The organism is Ancylobacter sp. 3268, assembly GCF_031456575.1.
Lineage (GTDB): Bacteria > Pseudomonadota > Alphaproteobacteria > Rhizobiales > Xanthobacteraceae > Ancylobacter.
The window spans coordinates 39,651-64,950 of sequence record NZ_JAVDUX010000009.1 but is presented as its reverse complement, the minus strand read 5'-3'; the positions used below and the strand labels follow the sequence as shown (position 1 = coordinate 64,950).

Here is a 25,300-nt window from a genome sequence, read left to right as displayed (position 1 = left end):
CGCCGGCGCAGGACGCTTCTTCGGAGCAAATGCGCTCATGTATGCCCTTCTGGAAATGCGCGACATCAGCAAGCACTTCACCGGGGTGAGGGCGCTGAGCGGTGTCGATCTCACGGTGGAGCCCGGCGAGATCCATGCGCTCGTCGGCGAGAACGGCGCCGGCAAGTCGACCCTGATGAAGGTGCTGAGCGGGGTGCACCCGCACGGCTCCTATGAGGGCGCCATCCTGTTCGACGGCGAGGAGCGCCGCTTCCGCGACATCAACGATTCCGAGGCGCTCGGCATCATCATCATCCATCAGGAACTCGCCCTGATCCCGCTGATGTCGATCGCCGAGAACATCTTCCTCACCGATCCGCCGTCCCGCTTCGGCGTCATCGACCGCGGCGCCGTGCATCGCCGGGCGAAGGAATTGCTGGCGAAGGTCGGACTGGACGAGGCTCCCGACACGCTGGTGACCAATATCGGGGTCGGCAAGCAGCAACTGGTGGAGATCGCCAAGGCGCTGTCGAAGAAGGTGCGCCTGCTCATCCTTGACGAGCCGACCGCCAGCCTGTCGGAGAAGGACAGCGCCGCGCTGCTCGACCTCCTGCTGGAGTTCAAGGCGCAGGGCATCGCCTCCATCCTCATCTCGCACAAGCTGAACGAGGTCTCCCGCGTCGCCGACCGCATCACCGTGCTGCGCGACGGCCGCACCGTCGACACCATGGACTGCTCCGCCGGCGCGGTGGAGGAGGACCGCATCATCCGCTCCATGGTCGATCGCGACCTCGAGCACCGCTACCCCAAGCGCGACCCTCGGATCGGCGAGCCCATCTTCAAGGTGCGCGACTGGTCGGTGTTCCACCCGCAGCATGCCGACCGGCAGATGATCCGCAATGTGGATTTCGAAGTGAGGCGCGGCGAGATCGTCGGCATTGCCGGGCTGATGGGCGCCGGGCGCACCGAGTTCGCCATGAGCATCTTCGGCCGCTCCTACGGCCAGAAGATTTCCGGCCATGCCGAGATGGAAGGTCGGCCCGTCGATCTCTCCACCGTGCGGCGCGCCGTGGATGCCGGCCTCGCCTATGTCACCGAGGACCGCAAGCAGCTCGGCCTGCTGCTGGCCGATGACATCCGCAAGAACATCACCTTGGCGAATCTTGCCGCCGTCGCCTCGTCGAATGTGATCGACGACGTGCAGGAGCTGCGCGTCGCTGCCGATTATCGCGGCCGCATGCGCATCCGCAGCCACAGCGTCTATCAGGAGGCCGGCAAGCTCTCCGGCGGCAACCAGCAGAAGGTCGTGCTGTCGAAATGGCTGTTCACCGACCCCAAGGTGCTGATCCTCGACGAGCCGACGCGGGGAATCGATGTCGGCGCCAAATATGAAATCTATTGCATCATCAACGAGCTGGCCGACGCCGGCAAAGGCGTGATCGTCATCTCATCGGAGATGCCGGAGCTGATCGGCATCTGCGACCGGATCTGCGTGATGAACGAGGGCACCTTCGTCGGCGAGTTCCCCGGCGCGGAAGCGACACAGGAAAAAATCATGCGCGCCATTATGCGTCACGCCGCCCTCGCGCGCGAAGGAGACCGTTCATGAGCGACGCCGCGCTGAAGGAAAAGCCGCACCACGCCGGCTTCCTCAAGAACAACCTGCGCGAATACGGGATGATGCTCTCGCTGTTCGCTATCATGATCTTCTTCGAGGTAGTCACCAACGGCACGCTGCTGCGGCCGCTGAACCTCACCAATCTCGTGCTGCAGAACAGCTACATCGTCATCATGGCGCTGGGCATGCTGCTGGTGATCGTCACCGGTCATATCGACCTGTCGGTCGGTTCGGTGGCCGGGTTCGTCGGCGCGGTGGCGGCGGTGCTCATCGTCAAGCTGGGCGTGCCATGGGTGCCCGCCACCCTGCTCTGCCTGGTACTGGGCGGTGCCATTGGCGCCGCGCAGGGCTATTGGGTGGCCTATTTCAAGATCCCGTCCTTCATCGTCACGCTGGCGGGCATGCTGGTGTTCAAGGGGCTGGCGCTCGCCATCCTCGCCGGCCAGTCGGTCGGGCCGTTCCCGCCGGATTTCCAGAAGCTGTCCTCCGGCTTCATCCCGGAACTGCTTCCCGATGCCGGCACGCTCTACCCCACCTCGCTCGCCATCGGCGCGCTGCTCGCGCTGGGTCTGGTCTGGCAGAATGTCCGCAGCCGCGCCCGGCAGGAGAGCCACGGGATCGAGACCGAGCCCTATGGCTTCTTCCTCGGCAAGAACGCGGTGTTCTTCGCGGTGATCGTCTATTTCGCCTATCTGATCGCCTCGCATCGCGGCCTGCCCAATGTGCTGGTGATCATGGCGGTGCTGGTGGCGCTCTATGCCTTCATGACCACCCGCACGGTGATCGGCCGGCAGATCTATGCGGTGGGCGGCAACGAAAAGGCGGCCAAGCTCTCCGGCATCAAGACCGAGCGGCTCACCTTCCTCACCTTCGTCAATATGGGCGTGCTCGCCGCCTTGGCCGGCCTGATCTTCGCCGCCCGGCTCAACACCGCGACGCCGAAGGCCGGCCTCGGCTTCGAGCTCGATGTCATCGCCGCCTGCTTCATCGGCGGTGCCTCGGCCTATGGCGGCGTCGGCCGGGTCGGCGGGGCGGTGATCGGCGCGCTGATCATGGGGGTGATGAACAACGGCATGTCGATCCTCGGCATCGGCATCGATTACCAGCAGGTGATCAAGGGCCTCGTGCTGCTCGGCGCCGTCTGCCTCGACGTCTACAACCAGAAGCGGGCGTGAGGCGACTATGGGGCGCGGGGTGTCAGCGCCGCGCGCCCGCGCCGCTTCAATTCGTCCACCGAGGTGAGCCCCATCAGGGCGAGCGTCAGGCTCACCTCTTCCGCGAGATGGGCGAGCACGCGCGTGACCCCCGCTTGCCCCGCCGCGCCGAGCCCATAGACATAGGCCCGCCCCAGCAGCACCCCTGAGGCGCCGAGCGCCAGCGCCTTGACGATGTCGGCGCCGCGCCGCACCCCGCCGTCGAACAGCACGTCCATGGAGCCCTCCAGCGCTTCGGCGATGGCCGGCAGCGCCGCAATGGTGGAGGAGGCGCCGTCGAGCTGCCGCCCGCCATGATTGGAGACCACGATGGCGTCCGCTCCCGCCGCGCGGGCGGCGAGCGCGTCTTCCGGTGCGAGGATGCCCTTCAGCACCAGCCGTCCCTTCCAGCGCCCGCGCAGCCAGTCGACATCCTTCCAGGACAGCCGCGTGTCGATGCGGCGCGACAGGTTGCCGGCCTGCTCGAGCACGCCCTTGCCGAAGTCCGGCCGATGCTTCACGGCGCCGACCTCCGGCAGTCCGGCGCCGAGCATGTCGAGGCACCAGGCCGGTCGCATCGCCAGCCGCAGCCCCAGCGCCGGTGTGATCCGCGTCAACGCCCGGAAGCCGTTCCTCACGTCGCGCTCGCGTATGCCGGTGATGGCGGTGTCGACGGTGAGATAGAGCGTGTCGACGCCCGCCGCCTCGGCCTGGGCGAGCAGCTCCTCGCCCATGGCGCGGTCGCTCATCACATAGAGCTGGAAATGCAGCGGTCCGGAGGTGGCGGCGCGCAACTCGCCGAGCGAGGCGATGGAAAAGGTGGAGAGGCACAGCGGCACCCCCGCCGCATGCGCCGCCTTCGCCGCGGCGACCTCGCCACGACCGGCATAGAGGCCGAGAAAGCCGACCGGGCCGGGCATGAAGGGCAGGGGATGCCGGGTGCCGAGGAAATCGGTCGAAAGATCGCGCACGGAGATGTCGTTCAGCACCCGCTGCACCAGTGTCCAGCGCTGGAAATCGGCGCGGTTGGCCCGCAGCGTGTCCTCGTTGAAGGAGCCGCCCTCGACATAGTCGAAGAAGATCTTCGGCATCCGGCGCTTGGCCGCCGCGCGGGCATCCTCGACATTGACGATGGTCATTGGCTGCACTCCGGCGATCCCTGCTGCGCGTTCCTATAGGCCGCCGGCGCCCGGTCTGTCGCGATGGACCAAGGGCGGAGCCGGCGGTTCAGCCGCCCCCGGGGGCGATGGCGTCGAGGAAGCGCGTGACCACGTCCTCGCCGCTCACGGGTTCCGAGCCGGCCATCACCGCCACCGACAGCCCGATCAGCGAGGAGACCGGCGTGTGCGAGCGGGCGCCGGCGCGCAAATTCATCACCAGCGTCGGGCAGAGGAACAGGCCAAGCCGGATCACCTCGCGCCAGTCGGCCGGGAGCATGCCGCGCGCCTTCAGCCCGGCGAGCAGCGGCCGCCACACCTCCCGTGCCTTGACCTCCAGGAGGCCGAGCCGCACCGGCGACAGCGCCCAGTCGGTCTCGACGATCAGCTCTCCTGCGCCCAGCCGGGCAGTGGCGGAAAATCGCTCGCTGGCCAGCGCCGGGTCGTAGAGCCAGAACGGATGCGCGAAGACATTGTGGAAGGTCGCCTTCACCTCGGCGAGCAGCGCCGGCACCTTCGCGCCGGCAAAGGCCGGGTCGAAGAAGGAGAGCCGCGCCGTCCCGCCTTCGCGCGCGAACCACACATTGGCATTGTGCGCGTCGCCATGCGCCACTACTCCGCCGGCATCGGCAAGCCGCTCCGGCCGCAGCCGCGCTTCGGCGGCGTCAAACAGGTCGCCGAGCGGACGGGCATGGGTGATGCCGTTGATGGTGAAGCGCCGCGCCGCCAGCTCGTCCCATTCCAGCTCGACACCGGGAAAGGCGAAGCGCTTGCCGACATAGAACTCGGCAAGCCGCCCGCCGGGATAGCGCAGTCCGGCTGTCGTTCGGTCGATCAGCCGCTCGTGGAATAGCCGGTGGATCGGCTCGGCCACGGCCTGCTCGGGCGTGATCGGGTGCAGGGTGGCGAGATAGGTCGCGGCGAGATGCTGCGACAGCCCGCGCTCCGCCTCCAGCGCCACCGCCCGCTCTGCCGCATCGTCGGCGAGGTCGAGCGCGCGCAGCACGTCGGAGAAGCGTGGTTCGTCGCGGCGGCGGTAGACGAGTATCTGCTCGCCCGGCTGCGTCGACACATGCACCGGCTGGTCCACCGGCAGGCCGGCGCGGGCGAGGATGTCGGCGCGATAGTATTCGCCGGTCATCGCCTCCTCGCCCTCCTCCTGGTGGAACTTGAAGAAGAAGGCGCCGTCGTCGGTCGCGAAGAAGCCGTTGAGCGAATTGAGGCTGTACTGGTCGAGATTGATGCGCACCTCGCGCGCCTTGAGCCCGAACAGGTCGGCGAGCAGGCGGGCGAGCGGCGCCTCCGCCGCCTTGGGATCGCGCGCGGCCAGCGCCCGCAGTTCGGCGGTGCGGCTCATCTCGGCACCCCATCTGGACGGATGATGGTCTTGAGCCCGGCGGCCTCGCCGGCCATCAGCCGCTGATAGGCGTCCGGCACCGCGTCGAGGTCGATCTGCCGGTCGACGAGCCGGAGGAGATCGGGCGCGAGCTCCGGAAGCCGCGCCACCGCCCCCGGCAGCTCGTCGGCGAAGGCGTGGCAGCCGATCATGGTGAGTTCGCGCTCGACCAGCAGGTTCGGATCGATATCGAGCCGGCCATGGAAGATGCCGACCAGCGCCACCCGTCCGCCGCCCTCCAGCGCACCGACGAGATGGCCAAGCGCCGCCGTCGAGCCGGTGGCCTCGATGGCGGCCCTCGGCAGCGCGCCGCCGAGCACGTTGCGGATCTCGCCGGCGTCGAGCGCCACCGCCGTGCCGCCGGTCACGGTCGCGACCAGCTCGGCGCGGGTGGCGTTGCGGTCGGCCACCAACAGCGGCCCCGTGCGATCGCGCGCCAGCAGCAGCGCCGCCAGACCGCCGATCGGCCCGCAGCCGAGCACCAGCACCGGCTCGCCGGGCCTCGGCGCCAGCCGTTTCACCGCATGCAGGGCGACCGCCAGCGGCTCGGCCATCGCCGCCACCGCTGGATCGACCTCCGGCGCCACCGCCAGCAGCAGGCGCGCCGGCAGCACGACCTCCTCCGCGAAGCCGCCGTCGCAGGCCTCGCCGACGAAGCCGAGCCTCTCGCACAGATGATGTCGCCCATCCCGGCAGGCGGCGCAGTCGCCGCACCAGAAGCGCGAATCCGCCACCACCGCATCGCCGATCCCGAAGCCGGCCACGCCCTCGCCGAGCTCCGCCACCACCCCGGTCAGCTCATGTCCGGCGGTGGAGGGCGCGCGGCTGATCCATTGCCCGGTGCGGAAATTATGCAAGTCGGAGCCGCAAATGCCGGCCGCCGTCACCTTCAGCCGCACCCAGCCTGGTTCGGGCGAGCCGGGGGCCGGCACCTCCTCCACCCGCAGGTCGCCGGCGCCATGCAGCCGTACCGCCTTCATGGCTCAGCCCTTCAGCAACTGGTCGCGGATCTCCGACACGGCGTTCTCATGGCTGGAGAAGCCCTCATAGCGCGCCAGCCGGCGGGCGTGGCCGGCGAATTCGGGATAGGCCGAGGCGGTGACGTAGCCGATGGAGGACCGCTTGAGGAAATCCGTCACCGACAGCGGCCCATAGGTGCGCGCCCAGCGGCTGGTCGGCAGTACGGCGTTCGGCCCGAGGGTGAAATTGGCGATGGTCACCGGCGTGTGCGGCCCCATCAGCACTTCCGCCGCCTCGGTGATGCGGCCGAGATGCGCGAACGGGTCGGTGGAGAGGATCTCCAGATGCTCCGGCGCATAGGCGTTGACGAAGTCGATGCTCTCCTGCAGCGAGGAGGTCAGCACGATGCCGCCGCTCTTGCCGGTGAGCACCGCTTTCGAAAAGCCGACGCGCTGTTCGGTCATCCGCGCCCAGTGCTCGGGCAGCGCGGCCAGCGCCTGCTCCGCCACGTCGCGCGAATGCGTCACCAGATAGGCCGACGAATCCGGCCCGTGCTCGGCCTCGATCAAGAGGTCGAGCGCCGCCACCGCGCCGTTCACCGTGCCGTCGGCGAAGATGAGCGCCTCGGAGGGGCCGGCCGGCAGGCCGGTATCGATGAGGCCGGACAGCAGCCGCTTGGCGGCCACCAGCCAGGGCGAGCCCGGCCCGACGATCTTGAGCGCCTTGCCCACCGTCTGCGTACCATAGGCGACCGCCGCCACCGCCTGCGCGCCGCCGCATTTGTAAACCGTCTCGACGCCAGCGAGCCTTGCGGCCACCAGCGTCGCCGCATCGACGCCGCCGTCGGCGGTCGGCGGCGTCACGATCGCGATGTTCGGCACCTTGGCGACGCTGGCCGGCACCGCCGTCATCATCGTCACCGAGGGGAAGGCACCCTTGCCGCGCGGCACATAGAGCGCGACGGACTGGATCGGCGTCCAGCGGTCGCCGGCGAAGGCGCCGGGGCGCACTTCCTTCAGCCACATCGGCTCCGGCGCCTGCTCCTCGTGGAAGGTGCGTATGTTGGAGATCCCGAAGCGGATGGATTCGATGACCTCCGGCTCCACCGCCTTGAAGGCAGCGTCGAATTCCACTTCGGTCACCTTGATGCGGTCGGCGGTCAGCTCCGCCTTGTCGAAATCGCGGCCGAAGCGGGCCAGCGCCGCGTCGCCCTCGGTCCGCACCGCCTCGACGATCGGACGCACCTTGTCGATGAAACCGGAAAGGTCGGTCTCCGAGCGCTTCAGCAGCGCCGCGCGGGCTTCCGCGTCGAGAGTGGCGAGTTCGTGGAAATTGCAGATGTCCGACATGATCAAACCTTCGACGTGGTGCCCGAACGGCGCCTCAGCTCGGATGGAATATGTATAGCCATATTCAGGGTTGCGTGAGGTCAAACTTTCCGCGCCGCTGCCCGTTTCCTGAGCGATCTCATCGCGGCGCGGTCCCGCCGGGCGGTCTCAGATCGAGGCGAGATAGCCGCCATCCACCGGCAGGCACTGGCCGGTGACATAGGCGGAGGCCTTTGATGCGAGGAAGATCGCCGCCCCGGCGAGATCGCCCAGTTCGCCGAAGCGCCCCTGCGGGATCTTGCCGAGCATCTTCGCCTGCCAGTCCTCGTCGGCATAGAACACGTCGGTCATGTCGGTGCGGAAATAGCCGGGCGCGATGGCGTTGACGCGGATGCCGAACGGCGCCCATTCCGCCGCCAGCGCCCGCGTCATGCCGAGCAGGCCGGATTTCGACGAGCCATAGGGCACCGCGGTCGGCACGCCCACCTCGGAGGTCAGCGAGCACAGATTGATGATGGCGCCGCCATGTGGGCGCCCATCCGGCCCGGCCGCCTTCATCGCCTTCGCCGCCCCCTGTGCGCAGAAGAACGCGCCCTTGAGGTTGGTATCGAGAATGCGGTCCCAGAGCTCTTCCTCGACGTCGAGCGAGGGGCAGACCTGCTCGATACCGGCATTGTTGACGAGAATGTCGAGCCCGCCCAATGCCGCGGCGGCCTCCGCGACGCCGGAACGGCAGCGTGCGGCATCGGTCACGTCGAGATCGAGAGCCACCGCGCGCCGGCCGGTCGCCTCGATTTCGGCAGCGGTCCCGGCAAGCGAGGAGCGGCTGCGGGCGGAGATGGCGATATCGGCGCCGGCGGAGGCGAGCGCCACCGCGAGCATGCGGCCGATGCCGCGGCTGGCGCCGGTCACCAGCGCCTTGCGGCCGGTCAGGTCGAAGAGCGAAAGCCAGGTCATCGTGCCGTCCCGAGCCTAATGCTCGTCGTCCTTGATCTCGTTCTTCAGCAGTTCGAGGATCTTGCGCTTCACCGCGATGAACGCCGGGTCCATCACCATGTCCAGCGAGCGCGGGCGCGGTATGTCGACCACCACCTCTTCCTTGAGGCGGCCGGGGCGGGCGGTCATCACATAGATGCGGTCGCCGAGCAGGATCGCCTCGTCGATGTCGTGGGTGACGAACAGCACCGTCTTCTTGTGCTGCTCCCACACCCTGAGCAGCAGCTTCTGCATCGAGTTGCGCGTCTGGCTGTCCAGCGCGCCGAAGGGCTCGTCCATCAAGAGGATCTTCGGGTCGTTGGCGAGCGCGCGGGCGATGGCGACGCGCTGCATCATGCCGCCGGAGAGCTGCTTGGGATAGGCGTCGTGGAAGGCGGCGAGGCCGGTCTCGTTGAGGTAGCGGTTGACGATCTCGTCGCGCTCGGCCGGAGGCACCTTCCGGCGCTTGAGCCCGAATTCGACATTCTCCCGCACGGTGAGCCAGGGGAACAGCGTGTAGCTCTGGAACACCATGCCGCGATCGGTGCCCGGCCCGTCGACTTCCTCGTTGCCGAGCAGGATGCGGCCGGAGGTCGGCTCGTTGAGGCCGGCGACGAGGTAGAGCAGGCTCGACTTGCCGCAGCCGGACGGGCCGACGATCACCGCGAACTGGTTGTCGGGCACGTCGATCGAGATGTCGTCGATGGCGAGGACGGTCTTGCCCTGCCGCGTGGTATATTCGAGCCGCACATCCTCGATGCGCAGCCGCGGGGCTGCCGTCGCGGCCGAGGCGGCGGTAGGCATCCCGCGCAGCGCTGTCACGGCAGTCATGTTCGGCTCCTTCAATTCGCCCCGCCTCGATCGGCGGTCTCAATTCGCCCACGCCACCAGCCGCATGCGCAGCAGCCGGAACACGAGGTCGGTAAGCAGGCCCAGCAGGCCGATCACCGCGATGGCGAGGAAGATCACGTCGACCTGGAAGCCGCGCATCGCCTTCATCGAGATGTAGCCGAGGCCCGAGGAGGCGGCGACCAGTTCCGCCACCACGAGGTAGGTCCAGGCCCAGCCCATGGTGACGCGCAGCGTGTCGAGCACGCCGGGCATGGCGGCCGGCGCCAGCACGTGCAGCACCGCGTCCCGCCGGGTGGCGCCGAGCGTGTAGGAGGCGTTGAGCAGGTCCTTCTGCACCCCGCGCGAGACGTCGGCGATCATCACCAACTGCTGAAAGAAGGTGCCGAAGAAGATCACCATGATCCGCTGCTCGATGCCGATGCCGATCCACAGGATGAACAGCGGCACGAAGGAGGTCACCGGCAGGTAGCGGATGAAGTTGACCAGCGGCTCGAGGCCCGCCTGCACCACGCGGAACGTGCCCATCAGCAGGCCGAGCGGCACAGCGATGACCGAGGAGATCACGAAGCCGATCACCACCACCTGCACGCTGGCCCAGATGTGCTGGCCGAGCGTGCCGTCCTCGAACAGCCGGAAGAAGGCGGCGACCACGGCGGTCGGCGAGGGCAGGAAGATCTCCTGCATGAAGCCGCCATAGGTGGCGAGCGACCAGGTGCCGATGACCAGCAGCCACATCAGCGTCGACACCGCAAAGCGCAGGCCGGTCGGAATCTCGGCTTTCGGCGTCAGGCAGAGGTCGACGATGGAACGCTTGCGGGCCATGCGGTGTCACCGGTCTCGGGGCAGGGACGGGACGCGGCGCACCGCGTCCCGCAGGGGATCACAGCGAGCCGTTCACTGGGTGAAGCTGGCGTCGATGATGTCCTTGTACTCGATCGGCTTCTTGATCTTGCCGAGGTCGGTCCAGATCTCGTTGCCGAGCGCGATCACCTCGGTCACCTTGCCGGGCTTGTCGGGGGTGCCGAGATATTCGATGGTCATCGCCTTGTCGTAGAACTTCACGCCCGAGGCGGCGTCGGCGAAGTCCTTCGGCTCCTTCAGGTAGCCGCCCACGCCCTTGGCCATGATCGCATAGGCCTTGTCGGGGTTGGTCTTGATGTAGTCGACCGCCTTCTGCAGGCCGGCGACGAAGCCCTTCACGTCGGCCGGCCGGTCCTTCAGCACCGAGCAGGAGATTTCCAGCACGTCGACGATCACGCCCGGCGTGGCGGCGCTGTCGGTCAGCACCTTGCCGGCGTTCTTGGTCTTCACCAGGGTGAGGTTCGGCTCCCAGGTCACCGCGACCGGCACCTGGCCGGCGATGAAGGCGGCGGCGGCGGCGTCGGCGCTCATGTTGAGCACCTCGACGTCCTTCAGCGGGATGCCCTGCTTCTTCAACAGGTAGGAGAACCAGAACTGCGAGGTCGAGCCCTCGTTGAGCGCAACGGTCTTGCCCTTGAGGTCGGCGAGCGAGTTGATCTCCTTCAGCGACACCATGCCGTCGCCGCCATGGCTCTCGTCGAACAGCGCCACCGCCTTGAAGCAGAAATTGTCGGAACGGTACTTCAGAATCTCGTCGAGGGTGGTGGCGGTGCCGTCGAGCTTGCCGGCGGCCTGCGCGGCCATGGCGAGGGCGGAATCGTCCACCACCTGGAAGTCGACGTCGACGCCGTTCTCCTTGAAGAAGCCGAGCTCCTTGGCGAGGTAGAGCGGGCCGTAGCCGACCCAGATGGTGTGGCCGATGGAGATCTTGCCGGCGGCGGCGGGCTGCGCCGCGGCGGCGGCCAGGACCGCTCCGGTGAGCGCGCCGGCGAGGCACCGGCGGAAGAGTTTGGTCATCATGCTGCGACTCCCTGCGACGCCGCCGGGAGCGGCCCGGCGCATCGTCCTACCGTGCCTTCGCCGCGTCGGTTTGCGCGGGCGAAGCGGGTGATGATGGGGCTGTGCCCCTCTGGAAAGTGTCTATCTTTAGTACCGCGAAACCGCCTTTGTGACAGACAGTTAGCGCCGCGCACCGGCCTTCCGGCACCGATCGGAGGCCGGGAAAAACGCTATACAAATTCGAAATGTCAGGCACGCCTGTTTTTTGGGCAGGCGGCGCCGTTTTCTTGGGTTGCGGCGCAAGGGGGCGGCAGCCTTGCGGGCCGCTGCGTCCGTTCGCTTTTTCGCCGCGCCGCCGCCCGCGCCCGTCGCGCCATGGGCACGGCGGATGCTCGTATTCCGCGCAGCCGCTCCGTCCGGCGGCTGCCGCTTCCCCGGCGGGGTCGTCGTCTTGCGGCTAGGCCGGCCGCAGCCGCACCGTGGTGCCCCACGGATCGCGGGCCTCGATGCCGCTGGCGGTCTCGGTTACCCTCCCGAGGCTCGCCAGCCGTGCCCGCTGGCCGGCATAGAGCCGGAAATCGCCGACCTTCATCGCAAACCAGTCGAGGCCGAGTTCCCCTGGCCGGCGCAACGGTGCGCCCAGGCTCTGCCAGCTGTTCACCGCCACATGGTGGTGATAGCCACCGGAGGAGAGGAAGGCGGCGTCCGGGCGCCGCGGCCGCGTCGCGTCGAGGCCTAGCGCGGTCTGGTAGAAGCCGCGGGCGGCCTCCACGTCGCCGACCCGCAAATGCACATGGCCGATGCGCAACCCGGCCGGTGCGGTGCGATAGCTGTCCACCGACCGGTCGGTCAGCGCCACGATGGCGTCGACGTCGAGCGCCTGCGTCCCCATGGTGACGAGGCCGTCCCGCCACTGCCAGCTGGCGGGCGGCCGGTCGGCATACACTTCGATGCCGTTGCCCTCAGGATCGGAGAGATAGATCGCCTCGCTGACATTGTGGTCGGCGAGGCCGTCCACCGGCACGTCGATGCGGGTGGCATGCACCAGCCAGCGGGCGAGGTCCTCGCGGCTCGGCATGAGATAGGCGACGTGGAACAGCCCGGCCGATCCCGGCCCGGATGCCGGCGCGGCGGGGGCGCGGATGAGGTGCAGCAGCGGCACGCCACCGGCGCCGAGCACCTCGCCATCGGCGGTGCGGGCAAGGATGTCCAGCCCCAGCACCTGCCGGTAATAGGCGCTCACCGTGGCGAGGTCGCGCACGCGTAGAGCGGCGGCGTCGATATGGGCGGGAGTGGTCAGCGCGAAGGGCAGGGCGACGGCGGCTGGCGGGCGCGCGCCGTTTGCCTCGCCGGCCACCGCCCCTTCCATCCGCAAGGCGCCTTCGAGCGCAGCGGCGGCACTGGCGATGCCGGCGAATTTCAGCATTCCGCGTCGCGTGATCATGGAGAAGGCGCCCTCACGCGGCCGTCAGTGTCGTCAGCAGCGTCGACAGGTCCTGGAACAGGGCGGCCGCCGGTAAGAGGCGGCGCCGGTCGCCCTCCCCGAGGATCAGCGCCGGCACGCCGGCGACGCCGAAGCCCTGCATCTGCCGCCGGGCGGCGTCGATGCGGGCCTGCATCGCCGCGGCGAGATCGCCGTCCGGCCGCGCCAGCCGCCCGGCCGCCGCCCGAAAGCCGGCATCGTCGAGCAGGGCGGCGAGCACCGCCGCGTCGGTAACATCGCGTCCATCGACATAGCGGGCCTGCTGGATCGCCTTGAGCGCGTCCCGTTCGCCGTCCGGCGCGGTCAGGTGCACGGCGGTGAGCGCCAGCGTCGCCGGGCCGGAATCCAAGCGGCGCTGTCGGTCGGCGAGCACCCTGTCGCGATAGGCGACGGTGAAGCGTTGTCCGGTCAGCTTTTCTATGCGCTGGTCGTTCGCCCAGGCATAGGCGGCGAAGCCATCGTCCATCGGCCGGGCGCCCGCGCCGGCGAACAGCCCGGTCGGCGCCAGTTCGAGCGAAAAGGCCGGGGCGGCGGACAGCATGTCGAGCCCCGGCCCGGCGCCGTAGCACCACCCGCACAGCGGGTCGAACAGATAGGTGACGGTTGTCCTGTCGGTCATGCCGGCCTCCCCGCCGCCTCATGGCATGGAACGTCGCGGGGCAGAAAGCCGAAGCGGCGGCGAAAGCGCCGGTTCGGCGGCACAAAGTTTCGTGAGGCCAGTCACCTGGCGGTAACCAATGGCCCGGCGCGCCGGTGACGTGTCCTGCCCGCCGTGGCCGATGAAGGACATCGCGCCGGCCCCGTGCTTGCATGGCGCGACCCCCGCCGGTCCATCGTCCCGGCCGGGCCGAGGTGCCTTCCAGTCGGAGTTCCCCTGCATGTCCGCTCTCTTCCACATGATCGCCGGCGGTCCGAAGCCGGTCGCGCCGTTCAGCCATGCCGTCGAGTGCGACGGCTTCGTCTTCGTCACCGGCCAGATGCCGGACACCCCGGCGGCGCCGGGCCTGCTGCCGGAAGGCGTCGAGGCGCAGACGCGCAATGTCATGGAGAATCTGCGCCTGGTACTCGCCGGTCTCGGCCTCGGCTTCGAGCACGTCGTCTGCACCCGCGCCTTCCTTACCGAGTTTCATGAGGACTACGCCGTCTTCAACGAGACCTATCGCAGCTATTTCCCGGAAGGCCGGCTGCCGGCGAGGACCTGTGTCGGCGTCACCGGGCTTGCCTATGGCGCGCGGGTGGAAATCGACTTCATCGCCCATCGTGGCGCCTGATCGTTCGCTTTTACCGAACAAATCGATCCAAACAATGCGTTGGATCGATTGATCCATAGCTGCGATCAACCACCCATGCCGAGCCCGTCCGGCAGAGGGGAGATCCGGCCATGGCCGCTCGTTCGCACGCCTCGCAGACATTGGTGCCCGCCGCCCTGCCGCTTCCTTCGAGGGCGGCGGCGCTGGGGCCGGGCCTCGCGCTCACCGCCGCCATAGCCGGCGCCGCCTTCGGTCTGCGCCAGCTGCCCTATATGGGTGGTCTCAGCCCGATGATCCTTGCCATCATCATCGGCATGATCCTGCACAATGCCGTCGGAACCCCGGCGCGGGCGCGGGCCGGGGTGACGTTCTCCGTGCGCCGCATCCTGCGCTTGGCCATCGTGCTGCTGGGCCTACAGCTCACCGCCGCGCAGGTGGCGGAGGTCGGCGGCAGCGGCCTCGCGGTGATCGCGCTGACGCTCGTCGCTACCTTCGTCTTCACCCTCTGGCTCGGCCGGCTGATCGGCGTCGAGCGCGGCCTCGCCGAGCTGATCGCCGCCGGCACCTCGATCTGCGGCGCCTCGGCGGTGATCGCCACCAACACCGTCACCCGCGCGCCGGATGAGGACGTCGCCTATGCCGTGGCCTGCGTCACCGTGTTCGGCTCCATCGCCATGCTGGCCTACCCGTTGCTGGTCGGGGTGCTCGGCCTCTCGCCGCATGCCTACGGCCTATGGGCCGGCGCCTCCATCCACGAGATCGCCCAGGTGGTCGCCGCCGCCTATCAGGACGGCGCCGCCGCCGGCGAGTTCGGCACCATCGCCAAGCTGTCGCGGGTGATGCTGCTGGTGCCGGTGGTGCTCGCCCTCGGCCTCATCGCCACCCGTCAGGCCCGCCGGGAAGGCGGGGCGACCGGCGGCACCCGTCCGCCGATGCCGTGGTTCGTGCTCGGCTTCCTGGCGATGGTCGGGTTCAACAGCCTGGTCGTCCTCCCTGCCGGGCTGAAATCGGCGATCGTCGTCATCACCAACTTCCTGCTTTCGATGGCGCTGGCGGCGATGGGGCTGGAGACCAGCTTCGCCAAATTGAAGGCCAGGGGCACCCGCCCCCTGGCGCTGGGCTTCGCCGCCTTTGCCTTCATCGCCGGTTTCAGTCTTATGCTGGTGAAACTCACCGCATGAGCATCGGCGACGGCCCGGAATGACCCTCGAACAGCTGCGCATCTTCGTCGCCGTCGCCGCGCGCCAGCATGTCACCAAGGGGGCGGCGGACCTCAACCTCACCCAGTCGGCCACCAGTGCCGCCATCGCAGCGCTGGAAGCGCGCCACGCCACTCGGCTGTTCGATCGCATCGGCCGCCGCATCGAGCTCACCGAGGCGGGAAGGCTGTTCCTCGTCGAGGCGAAGGCGGTGCTGGCCCAGGCCGCCGCCGCCGAGAAGGTGCTCGCCGACCTGTCCGGCCTTGCCCATGGCTCGCTCGCTCTGGCCGCCAGCCAGACCATTGCCGGCTACTGGCTGCCGCGGCAGGTGCAGCGGTTCCGTGCCCGCCATCCCGGCATTTCGGTTTCCATCGCCGTCGGCAACACCGATTTCGTCGCCGGGCAGGTGCGGCGCGGCGAGGCCGACCTCGGCTTTGCCGAGGGTGAGGTGGAAGAGCCGGCGCTCACCGTGCTGCCGGTGGCGCGGGACGAGATGGTGCTGGTGACCCCGGTCACCCATCCCTGGGCCTGGCGCCCGCCGACGGCAGCGGAGCAGCTGCTCGCCGGTCCCTGGGTGCTGCGCGAGCCGGGATCGGGCACCCGCGCGGTGCTGGAGGCCCATCTCGCCGGCCTCGGTCTGCCGGCGGAGCGATTGAATGTGGCGCTGGAATATCCCTCCAACGAGGCGGTGCGGGCGGCGGTGGAGGCCGGCAGCGGCGTCACCGTGCTGTCACGCCGGGTGGCGGCGAGCGCCATCCGCGCCGGCACGCTCGCCGAGATCGCCTTCCCGCTGCCGACGCGCCGCTTCCTGGCGCTGCGTCACAAGGAGCGCTACCGCACGCGGGCGGCGCAGGCCTTTCTGGACCTCGTCGCCGAGACCGAGGGCGATTAGAACCGTGGCGGCTCAGGCGCGCCGATCGGCAGCCCTTCCGCATGCTTCACCTGCCCGAGGGCGAAGCTCGATTCGATCGAGGCGACGCCCTCGAGCCGGGTCAGCGTCCGCTTGAGGAAGGCTTCATAGGCGGGCAGGTCCTTGACCACGATGCGCAGCAGATAGTCGCGCTGCCCGGTCATCAGGTAGCATTCGACGATCTCCGGCCAGCGCATGATCGCCTTGGCGAAGCGGTCGAGTTCCTCCTCGCGCTGGCGCTCCAGCCGGATCGAGGCGAAGACGCTGATCGGCAGCCCGACCTTGTCCTGGTCGAGCACCGCCACATAGCGCCGGATCACTCCGGCCGCCTCCAACTGCCGCACCCGCCGGGCGCAGGGCGAGGGCGAGAGGCCGACCAGTGCGCTCAATTGCTCCATGGTGGCATGGGCGTCCGCCTGCAGGGCGGCGAGGAGCTTGCGGTCGATGGCATCAAGGGGCGTCTCGGTCATGTTCAGCCATGTTGCGCGGGAAAATGGGCGATTTCAGCTAACATGGCCCGCTTCCGCACTTGAGAATAGCTGCAATCGCGCCTCGGCCAGGCGTAATCTCCCTCCTCTGCATGCCGGAGAGGGAACATGGCCGTGCAACGGATGGAAGGCCGGGACCGCCCCCGGAGACCGGCGGATGACGAACTGGCGGAGCTCGAGAAAAAGCTGCTGTGGCTGGCGACCTGGACCATCCATAACGCCAACCATGTCCGCGCCAATGTCGATGGGCTGAAGGTGGGCGGCCATCAGGCCTCCTCCGCCTCGCTGGCCACCGTGATGACGGCGCTTTACCTCAAGGCGCTGCGTCCCGAGGATCGGGTGGCGGTGAAGCCGCATGCCAGCCCGGTGTTTCACGCCATCCAGTACCTGTTCGGCAATCAGAGCCGGGAGAAGCTGGAGAATTTCCGCGGCTACAAGGGTGCCCAGTCCTATCCCTCGCGCACCAAGGATGTCGACGACGTCGATTTCTCCACCGGTTCGGTCGGCCTCGGCGTCGCCCAGACGCTGTTCGCCTCGCTGGTGCAGGACTTTTTGCGGGCGAAGGCGCTCGGCGGCGAGGGGCCGGAAGGCAAGATGGTCGCGCTGGTCGGCGATGCCGAGATGGATGAGGGCAATATCTTCGAAGCCCTGCTCGAAGGCTGGAAACACGGCCTGCGCAATTGCTGGTGGATCGTCGACTATAACCGGCAGAGCCTCGATGCGGTGGTGCGCGAGGGCCTGTGGGAGCGCGTCGAATCGATCTTCCGCAATTTCGGCTGGGACGTCGTCATCCTGAAATATGGCCGCCTGATGCAGGAAGCCTTCGCCGAGCCGGGCGGCGAGGCGCTGCGCCGCTTCATCGACACCTGTCCCAACCAGCTCTATTCCGCCCTCACCTTCCAGGGCGGCAAGGCCTGGCGCAAGCGCCTCAACGACGATATCGGCGACCAGGGGCCGGTGACGGCCCTGATCGAGCGTCGCTCCGACGAGGAGCTGGCGCGGCTGATGAGCAATCTCGGCGGCCATGATCTTCCGTCGCTTACCGAGACGTTCGAGGCGGCGAGGGCGCATGATCGCCCGGTCTGCTTCATCGCCTACACCGTCAAGGGCTATGGCCTGCCGCTCGCCGGCCACAAGGACAACCATGCCGGGCTGATGACCCCGGCGCAGATGGAAGACCTGCGCAGGCGCCACGCCATCCGCCCGGGCCATGAATGGGATCCGTTCGAGGGGCTCGCTTTGCCGGCCGAGCGGCTGCAGGCGTTCCTCGATGCCGCGCCGTTCAATGCCAGGGGCACCCGTCGCCATCAGGCGCCGGCGCTCGCGGTGCCGTCCCGGCTCGAGCTTGCCCTCCAGCCGGCGATGTCGACCCAGCAGGGCTTCGGCCTTTTGATGCATGAGATCGCCAAGCGCGAGGACGATTTCGCCGCCCGCGTCGTCACTACCTCGCCGGATGTCACGGTCTCCACCAATCTCGGTGCCTTCGTGAACCGGCGCGGCCTGTTCGCCCGCGAATCCCTGGCCGACACCTTCAAGCGGGAGCGCATCCCCTCGACCTTCAACTGGGAGTTCTCGCCCAAGGGCCAGCACATGGAGCTCGGCATCGCCGAGATGAACCTGTTCCTCATGCTCTCGGCGCTCGGCCTGTCGCATTCGCTGTTCGGCGAGCGGCTGCTGCCGGTCGGCACGCTCTACGACCCGTTCATCGAGCGCGGCCTCGATGCGCTGAACTATGCCTGCTACCAGGAGGCCCGGTTCATCCTCGCGGCCACGCCGTCCGGGGTGACGCTGGCGCCGGAGGGCGGCGCGCACCAGTCGATCGCCACCCCGCTGATCGGCGTGGCGCAGGACGGGCTGGCCAGTTTCGAGCCGGCCTTCGTCGACGAACTCGCGGTGATCCTGCGCTTCGCCTTCGACTACATGCAGCGCTCCGGCTCCGCCGCGCCGGATGCCTCCGGTCTCACCGATGCGCAGGGCGGCGCCAGCTATCTGCGCCTGTCGACCCGCACCATCGAGCAGCCGCGCCGCGCCATGGACGAAGCGCTGGCGGCCGACATCGTCGCCGGCGGCTACTGGCTGCGGCGGCCGGGGCCGAACGCGCAGGTGGTCGTGGCCTATGCCGGGGCGCTGGCGCCGGAGGCCATCGAGGCGGTCGGGCTGATCGCCGAGGACCGCCGCGATGTTGGCCTGCTCGCCGTCACTTCCGCCGACCGGCTGCATGCCGGCTGGACCGGCGCCCAGCGCCTGCGCGAGCGCGGCGAGGCAGGGGAGGCGCATATCGAGCGGCTGCTGGCCGACGTGCCCGGTGCGTGCGCCCTCGTCACCGTCATCGACGGCCATCCGGCGACGCTGGGCTGGCTTGGCGCCGTGCAGGGGCACCGGGTGCGGGCGCTGGGCGTCGAGCGCTTCGGCCAGACCGGCACGCTGGCCGATCTCTACCGCCATTACGGCATCGACGCGCAGGGCATCGTCCGCGCCGCGCAATCGATGACCCCCGGCCGGCCGATCCGCCATCTGCGCGCGGTGGGATGAGCGGTTCAGCGTCGCCCGCTGAGCACGATCGCGATGCTGGCGAGCACGATGCCGAGGCCGAGCAGCGACACCGGCGCGATCTCCTCGCCCAGCAAGATCCAGCCGAGCAGGACGCCGATGATCGGGTTCACATAGGCGAAGGTCGAGGCGATCACCGGGCTGAAGGCGCCGATGACGCGGATATAGGACGTCAGCCCGATCACCGAGGCGAAGACGATCAGGAAGCCGAAGGCAAGCCATTGCCGGGTGCTCGGCATGTCCGGCAGTGGCGCGTGCTCGCCCGCCGCCACCACGCTCAGCACCAGCGCGGCGGTGAGCAGCTGCAGCGTCGCCGCCCATTCCGGCCGCATCCGCTTCATCAGCGGCCGCTGAACGATGGTGCCGAGCGACCAGCTCATGCCCGCGCCGATGAGCAGAACAACGGTGAGGCCGGCATAGCCCGGCTCGATGATCGCCGCGCCGGTGCCGATCAGCGTCGGCGCCACCACCAGGAACAGCCCGGCGAGGCCGAGCACCAGCCCGAGCACCACCCGCCTTGCCGGCAGGGTGCGGGCGATGACGAGTTCGAGCAGGCAGCTCCACAACGGGATCGCGCCCATCGCCATGACGATGAAGCTCGATGTGGCATGGCGCGAGGCGAGGGTGGCGAGGCCGTTGCCGCCGACCCACATCAGCAGCCCGGTGGCGGTGCACAGCGCGATATCGCGCCGTGTCAGGTGCGGTACCCGCCGGGTGCGCGCCAGTGCCACCGCGCCGATCAGTAGCGCCGCTCCCCACATGCGCGTCGATTGCAGTTGCGGCACGGTAATCGCCGCCGGGCCGGAGATGCAGATCTTCACCGCCAGATAGGCGCCGCCCCAAACGATGTAGATGGTGAGGAGGTGGGCATAGGCGGAGAGCGGTATGGCGGGAGTGCCGGAACGGTCGGCCGCGGTGGGAGCCATGATGCGGAAGCAGCCTGTGGGATGTGGCTTCGGGTCGATGCGAGGAGAAGATCGCGGTGCCGCGGTCGTCGGGAGGGGGGCGCCGGCATCGCGCTGTGGCGGTGATGCCGGCCGGGCCGATTCCGCCCGCAGCGCAGCCATCCCACACCTCAGCGGTCTCGGCAATGAAGCTCTTCGGTTGAGTTCGCGTCCCTCTCGGAGGGCGCCCGTCACGCGACGGGCACCCGCTCGCAATCGTCGGCCGGCCCGTATGGAGGCGGTTCGGCACACGGCACCCAGCCACGCGGCACCGGCCGGATTCATCTAATATGCTGATGGTCGACCGGAAAATTATTCGTTTCTATCGTCCGCGACAGGGCTGTAATTTGCCGCCTTCAGCTCATCGCCGGGATGACCGCATGTCCGCCGCCTCCCCCTCCTCCGCTTCCGGCCTGGCACGGCGCGCCCCGCTCATCATCGTGCTGTGCGGCTGCCTCATCGCCATGCTCACCTTCGGGCCGCGCGCGTCCTCCGGCATCTTCCTGCTGCCGATGACCGCCGAATATGGCTGGGGACGCGACACGTTCGGCCTCGCCATCGCCATCCAGAACCTGCTCTGGGGCCTCGGCACCCCGTTTGCCGGCGCCATTGCCGATCGATTCGGCGTCGCCCGCGTGCTGTGCGCCGGCGCGCTGCTCTATGCCGTCGGTCTCGGTCTGATGGCCTATGCCTCGACGCCCGGCCTGCTGCATCTTTCGGCCGGCGTCATCGTCGGCTTCGGCCTGTCGGGCTGCTCCTTCAACATCGTGCTCGCCGCCTTCGGCAAGATGCTGCCGGACCGCTGGCGGCCCATGGCCTTCGGCGCCGGTACCGCCGCCGGCTCCTTCGGCCAGTTCCTGTTCCCGCCGCTGGCTGCCGGCCTCATCGGTGCCGTCGGCTGGCAGGAGACGCTGATCGTGTTCGGCGGCGCCATGCTGATGGTGATGCCGCTTGCCGTGGCGCTGATGAGCCCGCCCAAGGTGACGGTCGTCGCCACCGAGCCGAAGCAGACCATCGGCGCGGCACTCGGCCAGGCCTTCCGGCATCCGAGCTATGTGTTCCTGGTGCTCGGCTTCTTCACCTGCGGCTTCCAGCTGGCCTTCGTCACCACCCATCTGCCGGCCTATCTCACCGATCGTGGCCTCTCCATCACCGTGGGTGGCTGGACGCTGGCGGTGATCGGCCTGGCCAACATGGTCGGCTCGCTCTCCTCCGGCTGGCTGTCGTCGCGTTTCTCGCGCCGGCTGCTGCTGGCCTGGATCTATTTCGCCCGCGGTGTCGTCATCATCGTCTTCATCCTGCTGCCGGCGAGCCCGATCACCTCCATCGGCTTCGGCATCGGTATCGGCCTGCTGTGGCTCTCCACCGTGCCGCCGACCTCCGGCCTGGTCATGCTGATGTTCGGCACCCGCTACCTCGCCATGCTCTATGGCTTCGCCTTCTTCAGCCATCAGGTCGGCGGCTTCCTCGGCGTGTGGCTGGGCGGCCTGCTCTATGAGCGGCTCGGTTCCTACGATCTGGTGTGGTGGCTGTCGGTGGCGCTGTCCTTCGCCTCGGCGGCGATCAACCTGCCGATCGTCGAGCGCCCGGTGGCCGAGCGCCGGCATCCCGCCGCCGCCTGACAACCGGTCTCCGAGCCGCCCTATGGCGACCGGCTCCGGCCGGTCGCGTTGGCGAGCTGTTAACCATCGCGCGCACATAGTCCGAGGAGGCGTTGCGGCGGCGGCGTAGCAATCCTGCAACAGGTGTGACGTCGCGTGAGCCCGTGCGGTGCCGGGTTCCGGCCCGGCTCTTGCGGGATCCGGCGTTTGCGACGCATCGTGATGTGGCGGTTCTCCCGGGGCTTGGGGGCACTGCCTCTGATAGGAAGGTTTCGGATGCGGATCACCAAGGTTCTGCTGTCTGCTGCTGCGCTCACCGCCGGCGCCGTCGGAATGTCGTCGGGTGCGTCGGCCGACCCGCTGACGCCGCAGGCCGCCGAGCGCTTCGTGCTGGGAAAAACCTTTTCCTATACCTGCTATGAAGGTACGGTCGGTTCCGGCCGGGTGCTGAAGGACGGTTCGGTCGCCGGCACCATCCAGGTGCGCGGCAAGGGCAATGCCCGCTATGTCACCCTGCCGGCGGGCACGGTGCAAACCTCGTCCGAAAAGATCTGCGCCCGGCTGAAGGGCGTTGCCTATCAGCCCTGCTTCGAGCTGGAGAAGACGGCGGCGGATGCGTTCCGCGGCAATCTCGCCGGCTTCAACCAGATGTGGTGCGAGTTCAAGCGTGGCGGCAGCGGCCGCACCCGGCTGGTGGAGCGTGCGCGAGGCGCGCCGGCGGGCACCAAGACCGCGCAGATCGAAAGCGTGCACTGAGGCCGCCTCGCCGTAACGGCACCGCGGCGGCGTGGCGCCAGGCTGGCGTCGGCCTCCCCTCGCCGGTTGCGGGCGGTATGCGTTCGCCTTGGCTCCGTACCCGTCCTTGCGTCGCTCGGCCGTCGCATCTTTGTGCGCCTCCCCGGGTAGCGAATCCGGCGCGGCCCCTCCCGCCAACCTCCCGCCGACATCGCCGTGACGCCCTATCGCGGATCGACGGATTCCGATCCCGGCCTCAGGCGCAGGACTTTCGCTCCATATTGCAGCAGTGCAATGTATCTTGCGTTTTTATGGCTATCGCGTGCCGTGATGCGATGAGCTAGCTGTGGTGCAAGACACCCGCAACCGGAAGTCCTCCGGCACCCCCGTCACCACACACGGATAGCTCGTCATGCTCGACACCCGCTCCGCCCCTTATGGCATCTTCGTCCTGCGCGTCGCCCTCGGTCTCATGTGGATCTCGCACGCGCTGCTGAAATATGTCGTCTTCACCGTTCCCGGCTTCGCCGGCTATCTCGAAAGCCTGGGCATGCCCGGCGTCCTTGCCGGCCCGGTGATCCTTGCGGAACTGGTCGGCGGCGTCCTGATCGTCGCCGGCCTCTATGCCCGCCACGTCGCCCTGCTGATGATCCCGGTGATGGCCGGGGCCATGAGCGCGCATCTCGGCAATGGCTGGCTGTTTTCCGCCGCCGGCGGTGGCTGGGAATATCCCGCCTTCCTCATCGCGACGTCCTTCGCGCTGTGGCTGCTCGGGGATGGCGCCTATGCGCTGCGCTCGCGCCCGCTGCTCTTCGTCGGCCGCCCCGCTAACGCCTGATCGCACAGGCCCGAACAGACACGTGCCGGCCAGGTGTCCACCGGGCCGGCACGTTTCACGCCTCACGGAAGTCTCGGGCGCTCAGCCGCCGCCACCGGGCTTCGTCACCTCGGCCGGCGCCGCGGGCTTGGCGGCCGAGGTGTTGTTCTGCGCCGCCTCGGTGGTCTGTGCCTCGTCGAGGCCCACCGCGATCTTGCGCTCGATCTTGGCGAGGTCGGCCGGCTCCGGGTTGAGATCGCGGGCATGGTTCCACTTGAACCGCGCCTCCAGATGCCGCCCGACCTTCCAATAGGCGTCGCCGAGATGGTCGTTGATTACCGCCTCGTTCGGCTTCAGTTCGACGGCGCGCTCCAGTTCGCGCACCGCGTCGTCATATTTGCCGATGCGGTAATAGGCCCAGCCGAGGCTGTCGATGAAATAGCCGTCGTCGGGCCGGAGCGTCACCGCCTTGCGGATCATCTCCATGCCCTCGTCGAGATTGACGCCCTGGTCGATCCAGGAATAGCCGAGATAGTTCAGCACATGCGGCTGGTCGGGGCGCAGCTCCAGGGCCTTCTTCAGGTCGGCTTCCGATTTTGCCCACTGCTTGGTGCGCTCGTAGCCGATGCCGCGGAAATAGAACAGCATCCAGTTCTTGCCGGTCGGCGTGCCGATTTCGTCGATCGCCTTGCTGTAGACCACGATCGATTTCTCGAACTGCTCATTGGCGCGCAATACGTCACCATACGCCATCATGGCGCGCAGATCCTTCGGGTGGCGGGCGAGCGCCTCTTCCAGCGTCTTCTCCGCCTCGTCCTTCTTGCCGGCGGCATTGAGGTTGATGCCGAGCTGGATGTCGGCATTCAGCTTGAGCGGAGAATCCGCCGGCACGGCGCGGAAAAGCGCGATCGCCTCGTCGTGCTTGTTGAGGCTTTCGAACAGGTCGGCGAGCGTCACCTCGATCAGCGGATGCGAGGGGTCGAGCCAGCGGCCGAGCTGCAGATAGACCATGGCGAGGTCCTCGCCGCCCTGGCGGCCGAGCGCAGCGCCGAGGCCGTACATCACTTCGGCGGCGCCGGCCTGCGGCGTGTCGATCAGCGGCGGCAGGGTCTTGCCGGCGTCGAGTTGCGCCATCGCCCGCTCGACGAGCGGGTCGTCCGGCGCCACCTTGTCATAGGCTTCGTACGTATCGATCGCCAGCTTCTTGTTGCCGCTGCGCGAGGCCCAGCGGGCATAGGCGTCCACCACCCGCAGCGAGCGTGGATCGACCTTCAGCGCCTGTTCGAGCCGCTGGCCGGCTTCCTTGCGGATGCCGGCGGCGTCGAGGATCAGCCCCGCATGCAGCGCCTTGAAGCCGGCATACCATTCCGGCCCTTGCAACTCGTCGATGGCGGCCGCCGCCTGGCGGGCGTTGCCCGAGCCGAACTGCGCCCAGGCGCTGAGCAGCGTCGAATTGAGTTCGGCAATGGCGCCGTCGCCGGCCCGGCGCAGATTGGAGCGCGCGGTGACATATTGCTTGGTCTTGATCGCCTTCACGCCGAGCACCAGCCGGGCCAGCGAGTGCTCCGGATCGATGCGCACGATGCGCTGGGCCAGTTCCACCGCTTCGTCGATCGAGCCGTCGGCGAGCAGGGTGAGGAAAGCCCGTTCCAGTATCTCGCCATTGCGCGGGAACACCCGCACCAGCGCGCGGTAATAGGCGGCGGCGGCACCGGTATCGCGCTCGGCGAGCGCGAGGCGGGCGGCGAGATAGTTGCCGGCGGGGGAGGAACGGGCGATCAGCGCCGCGGGAGGCGCATCGGCCTTGACCGCGCTCGCCCCGCCAAGGGCCGTGAGCAGGGCGAGTACGGCCACACCCGGCCGCAGCGACGAGCGTCGAAACGTCAAATCCAGAACCTCCAGCGGCGAAGCTTGGTCAGCCGCGACCGATCCGGCCGCCGACAGCCCAGGTTGCCACTCAAATGGTTACCCAAGTGGTTACCAGGTGGCTGCCTAAGCGGCTCCC

Annotated in this window: 22 protein-coding genes; 9 read left to right on the top strand and 13 right to left on the bottom strand. The window is 68.5% G+C overall.

From position 1 onward, the window contains the following. Positions 1-37 precede the first annotated feature (37 nt). Both mmsA and mmsB read left to right on the top strand, forming a co-directional pair. Entirely contained in the window at positions 38-1,588 is a 1,551-nt protein-coding gene (mmsA, locus tag J2X65_RS14055) for a multiple monosaccharide ABC transporter ATP-binding protein (protein WP_310202017.1), read from the top strand. Continuing rightward, entirely contained in the window at positions 1,585-2,772 is a 1,188-nt protein-coding gene (gene mmsB, locus J2X65_RS14050; RefSeq protein ID WP_310202015.1) for a multiple monosaccharide ABC transporter permease, read from the top strand. Before mmsA ends, mmsB begins: the two co-directional genes overlap by 4 nt. Positions 2,773-2,777: 5 nt before the next feature. Here the strand turns inward: mmsB and J2X65_RS14045 are convergent, their stop codons facing one another. The 10 genes from J2X65_RS14045 to J2X65_RS14000 all read right to left on the bottom strand — a co-directional run bounded on the left by J2X65_RS14045 (position 2,778) and on the right by J2X65_RS14000 (position 13,420). After that, positions 2,778-3,929 carry an alpha-hydroxy acid oxidase gene (locus tag J2X65_RS14045; protein WP_310202013.1) on the bottom strand — a complete coding sequence of 384 codons (1,152 nt, stop codon included), beginning with the start codon at positions 3,927-3,929 and terminating at the stop codon, positions 2,778-2,780. 88 nt (positions 3,930-4,017) lie between these two features. After that, a complete protein-coding gene (locus J2X65_RS14040; RefSeq protein WP_310202011.1) occupies positions 4,018-5,304 on the bottom strand; it encodes a hypothetical protein in 1,287 nt (428 codons plus the stop codon). Next, positions 5,301-6,323, bottom strand: coding sequence for an alcohol dehydrogenase catalytic domain-containing protein (locus J2X65_RS14035; RefSeq protein WP_310202009.1), 1,023 nt, complete (start codon positions 6,321-6,323; stop codon positions 5,301-5,303). Before J2X65_RS14035 ends, J2X65_RS14040 begins: the two co-directional genes overlap by 4 nt. Positions 6,324-6,326: 3 nt before the next feature. After that, entirely contained in the window at positions 6,327-7,652 is a 1,326-nt protein-coding gene (hisD, locus tag J2X65_RS14030; protein ID WP_310202007.1) for a histidinol dehydrogenase, read from the bottom strand. A 147-nt stretch (positions 7,653-7,799) separates the two neighbouring features. Beyond that, entirely contained in the window at positions 7,800-8,588 is a 789-nt protein-coding gene (locus tag J2X65_RS14025) for a glucose 1-dehydrogenase (RefSeq protein WP_310202005.1), read from the bottom strand. 15 nt (positions 8,589-8,603) lie between these two features. Then, positions 8,604-9,410, bottom strand: coding sequence for an ABC transporter ATP-binding protein (locus J2X65_RS14020; RefSeq protein WP_404977718.1), 807 nt, complete (start codon positions 9,408-9,410; stop codon positions 8,604-8,606). A gap of 66 nt (positions 9,411-9,476) precedes the next feature. Next, positions 9,477-10,280, bottom strand: coding sequence for an ABC transporter permease (locus tag J2X65_RS14015; protein WP_310202001.1), 804 nt, complete (start codon positions 10,278-10,280; stop codon positions 9,477-9,479). A 72-nt stretch (positions 10,281-10,352) separates the two neighbouring features. Further along, positions 10,353-11,339 carry an ABC transporter substrate-binding protein gene (locus J2X65_RS14010; protein ID WP_310201999.1) on the bottom strand — a complete coding sequence of 329 codons (987 nt, stop codon included), beginning with the start codon at positions 11,337-11,339 and terminating at the stop codon, positions 10,353-10,355. A 436-nt stretch (positions 11,340-11,775) separates the two neighbouring features. Further along, a complete protein-coding gene (locus J2X65_RS14005) occupies positions 11,776-12,762 on the bottom strand; it encodes a VOC family protein (protein ID WP_310201997.1) in 987 nt (328 codons plus the stop codon). 13 nt (positions 12,763-12,775) lie between these two features. Further along, the gene (locus J2X65_RS14000) at positions 12,776-13,420 is read right to left on the bottom strand and encodes a DsbA family protein (protein WP_310201995.1); all 645 of its coding nucleotides are present in this window, start codon (positions 13,418-13,420) and stop codon (positions 12,776-12,778) included. Between the two features lie 259 nt (positions 13,421-13,679). On the opposite strand from J2X65_RS14000, the gene J2X65_RS13995 reads away from it, so the two are divergent. From J2X65_RS13995 to J2X65_RS13985, 3 genes are all read left to right on the top strand, one after another. Beyond that, positions 13,680-14,072 carry a RidA family protein gene (locus J2X65_RS13995; RefSeq protein ID WP_310201993.1) on the top strand — a complete coding sequence of 131 codons (393 nt, stop codon included), beginning with the start codon at positions 13,680-13,682 and terminating at the stop codon, positions 14,070-14,072. A 110-nt stretch (positions 14,073-14,182) separates the two neighbouring features. Further along, a complete protein-coding gene (locus J2X65_RS13990) occupies positions 14,183-15,232 on the top strand; it encodes a YeiH family protein (RefSeq protein ID WP_310201991.1) in 1,050 nt (349 codons plus the stop codon). A gap of 19 nt (positions 15,233-15,251) precedes the next feature. Further along, positions 15,252-16,142: a LysR family transcriptional regulator gene (locus tag J2X65_RS13985; RefSeq protein WP_310201989.1), complete on the top strand. Its 891-nt coding sequence runs from the start codon at positions 15,252-15,254 to the stop codon at positions 16,140-16,142. Here J2X65_RS13985 and J2X65_RS13980 read toward each other — a convergent pair. After that, positions 16,139-16,630 (bottom strand): Lrp/AsnC family transcriptional regulator, encoded by a 492-nt coding sequence (locus tag J2X65_RS13980; RefSeq protein ID WP_310201987.1) that lies wholly within the window; start codon positions 16,628-16,630, stop codon positions 16,139-16,141. The genes J2X65_RS13985 and J2X65_RS13980 overlap by 4 nt on opposite strands. A gap of 126 nt (positions 16,631-16,756) precedes the next feature. Between J2X65_RS13980 and J2X65_RS13975 the strand changes: the two genes are divergently transcribed. Next, positions 16,757-19,180, top strand: a complete 2,424-nt coding sequence (locus J2X65_RS13975) for a transketolase (protein WP_404977711.1) — start codon at positions 16,757-16,759, stop codon at positions 19,178-19,180. A gap of 5 nt (positions 19,181-19,185) precedes the next feature. Here the strand turns inward: J2X65_RS13975 and J2X65_RS13970 are convergent, their stop codons facing one another. Further along, positions 19,186-20,124, bottom strand: a complete 939-nt coding sequence (locus tag J2X65_RS13970) for an EamA family transporter (protein ID WP_310201986.1) — start codon at positions 20,122-20,124, stop codon at positions 19,186-19,188. Positions 20,125-20,522: 398 nt separating this feature from the next. On the opposite strand from J2X65_RS13970, the gene J2X65_RS13965 reads away from it, so the two are divergent. The 3 genes from J2X65_RS13965 (at position 20,523) to J2X65_RS13955 (ending at position 23,316) form a co-directional block, all read left to right on the top strand. Then, a complete protein-coding gene (locus tag J2X65_RS13965) occupies positions 20,523-21,764 on the top strand; it encodes an MFS transporter (protein WP_310201984.1) in 1,242 nt (413 codons plus the stop codon). A gap of 255 nt (positions 21,765-22,019) precedes the next feature. After that, positions 22,020-22,499 carry a hypothetical protein gene (locus tag J2X65_RS13960; protein WP_310201982.1) on the top strand — a complete coding sequence of 160 codons (480 nt, stop codon included), beginning with the start codon at positions 22,020-22,022 and terminating at the stop codon, positions 22,497-22,499. A 391-nt stretch (positions 22,500-22,890) separates the two neighbouring features. Beyond that, positions 22,891-23,316 (top strand): DoxX family protein, encoded by a 426-nt coding sequence (locus tag J2X65_RS13955; protein ID WP_310201980.1) that lies wholly within the window; start codon positions 22,891-22,893, stop codon positions 23,314-23,316. 81 nt (positions 23,317-23,397) lie between these two features. On the opposite strand, the gene J2X65_RS13950 is transcribed toward J2X65_RS13955, so the two are convergent. Beyond that, on the bottom strand, positions 23,398-25,182 hold the full coding sequence (locus tag J2X65_RS13950) for a tetratricopeptide repeat protein (RefSeq protein WP_310201978.1): 1,785 nt from the start codon (positions 25,180-25,182) through the stop codon (positions 23,398-23,400). Positions 25,183-25,300: the final 118 nt, after the last annotated feature.

What these genes read in the sequence shown, in the direction of transcription:
- J2X65_RS14035 (WP_310202009.1), bottom strand. Translation starts at nt 6,323, where the DNA reads ATGAAGGCGGTACGGCTGCATGGCGCCGGCGACCTGCGGGTGGAGGAG.
- J2X65_RS13990 (WP_310201991.1), top strand. Translation starts at nt 14,183, where the DNA reads ATGGCCGCTCGTTCGCACGCCTCGCAGACATTGGTGCCCGCCGCCCTG.
- J2X65_RS14020 (WP_404977718.1), bottom strand. Translation starts at nt 9,410, where the DNA reads ATGCCTACCGCCGCCTCGGCCGCGACGGCAGCCCCGCGGCTGCGCATC.
- J2X65_RS13985 (WP_310201989.1), top strand. Translation starts at nt 15,252, where the DNA reads ATGACCCTCGAACAGCTGCGCATCTTCGTCGCCGTCGCCGCGCGCCAG.
- J2X65_RS14045 (WP_310202013.1), bottom strand. Translation starts at nt 3,929, where the DNA reads ATGACCATCGTCAATGTCGAGGATGCCCGCGCGGCGGCCAAGCGCCGG.
- mmsA (WP_310202017.1), top strand. Translation starts at nt 38, where the DNA reads ATGTATGCCCTTCTGGAAATGCGCGACATCAGCAAGCACTTCACCGGG.
- J2X65_RS14040 (WP_310202011.1), bottom strand. Translation starts at nt 5,304, where the DNA reads ATGAGCCGCACCGCCGAACTGCGGGCGCTGGCCGCGCGCGATCCCAAG.
- J2X65_RS14010 (WP_310201999.1), bottom strand. Translation starts at nt 11,339, where the DNA reads ATGATGACCAAACTCTTCCGCCGGTGCCTCGCCGGCGCGCTCACCGGA.
- J2X65_RS13960 (WP_310201982.1), top strand. Translation starts at nt 22,020, where the DNA reads ATGCGGATCACCAAGGTTCTGCTGTCTGCTGCTGCGCTCACCGCCGGC.
- J2X65_RS14025 (WP_310202005.1), bottom strand. Translation starts at nt 8,588, where the DNA reads ATGACCTGGCTTTCGCTCTTCGACCTGACCGGCCGCAAGGCGCTGGTG.
- J2X65_RS13975 (WP_404977711.1), top strand. Translation starts at nt 16,757, where the DNA reads ATGGCCGTGCAACGGATGGAAGGCCGGGACCGCCCCCGGAGACCGGCG.
- J2X65_RS14000 (WP_310201995.1), bottom strand. Translation starts at nt 13,420, where the DNA reads ATGACCGACAGGACAACCGTCACCTATCTGTTCGACCCGCTGTGCGGG.
- J2X65_RS13965 (WP_310201984.1), top strand. Translation starts at nt 20,523, where the DNA reads ATGTCCGCCGCCTCCCCCTCCTCCGCTTCCGGCCTGGCACGGCGCGCC.
- J2X65_RS14015 (WP_310202001.1), bottom strand. Translation starts at nt 10,280, where the DNA reads ATGGCCCGCAAGCGTTCCATCGTCGACCTCTGCCTGACGCCGAAAGCC.
- mmsB (WP_310202015.1), top strand. Translation starts at nt 1,585, where the DNA reads ATGAGCGACGCCGCGCTGAAGGAAAAGCCGCACCACGCCGGCTTCCTC.
- J2X65_RS13980 (WP_310201987.1), bottom strand. Translation starts at nt 16,630, where the DNA reads ATGACCGAGACGCCCCTTGATGCCATCGACCGCAAGCTCCTCGCCGCC.
- hisD (WP_310202007.1), bottom strand. Translation starts at nt 7,652, where the DNA reads ATGTCGGACATCTGCAATTTCCACGAACTCGCCACTCTCGACGCGGAA.
- J2X65_RS13955 (WP_310201980.1), top strand. Translation starts at nt 22,891, where the DNA reads ATGCTCGACACCCGCTCCGCCCCTTATGGCATCTTCGTCCTGCGCGTC.
- J2X65_RS13970 (WP_310201986.1), bottom strand. Translation starts at nt 20,124, where the DNA reads ATGGCTCCCACCGCGGCCGACCGTTCCGGCACTCCCGCCATACCGCTC.
- J2X65_RS13995 (WP_310201993.1), top strand. Translation starts at nt 13,680, where the DNA reads ATGTCCGCTCTCTTCCACATGATCGCCGGCGGTCCGAAGCCGGTCGCG.
- J2X65_RS14005 (WP_310201997.1), bottom strand. Translation starts at nt 12,762, where the DNA reads ATGATCACGCGACGCGGAATGCTGAAATTCGCCGGCATCGCCAGTGCC.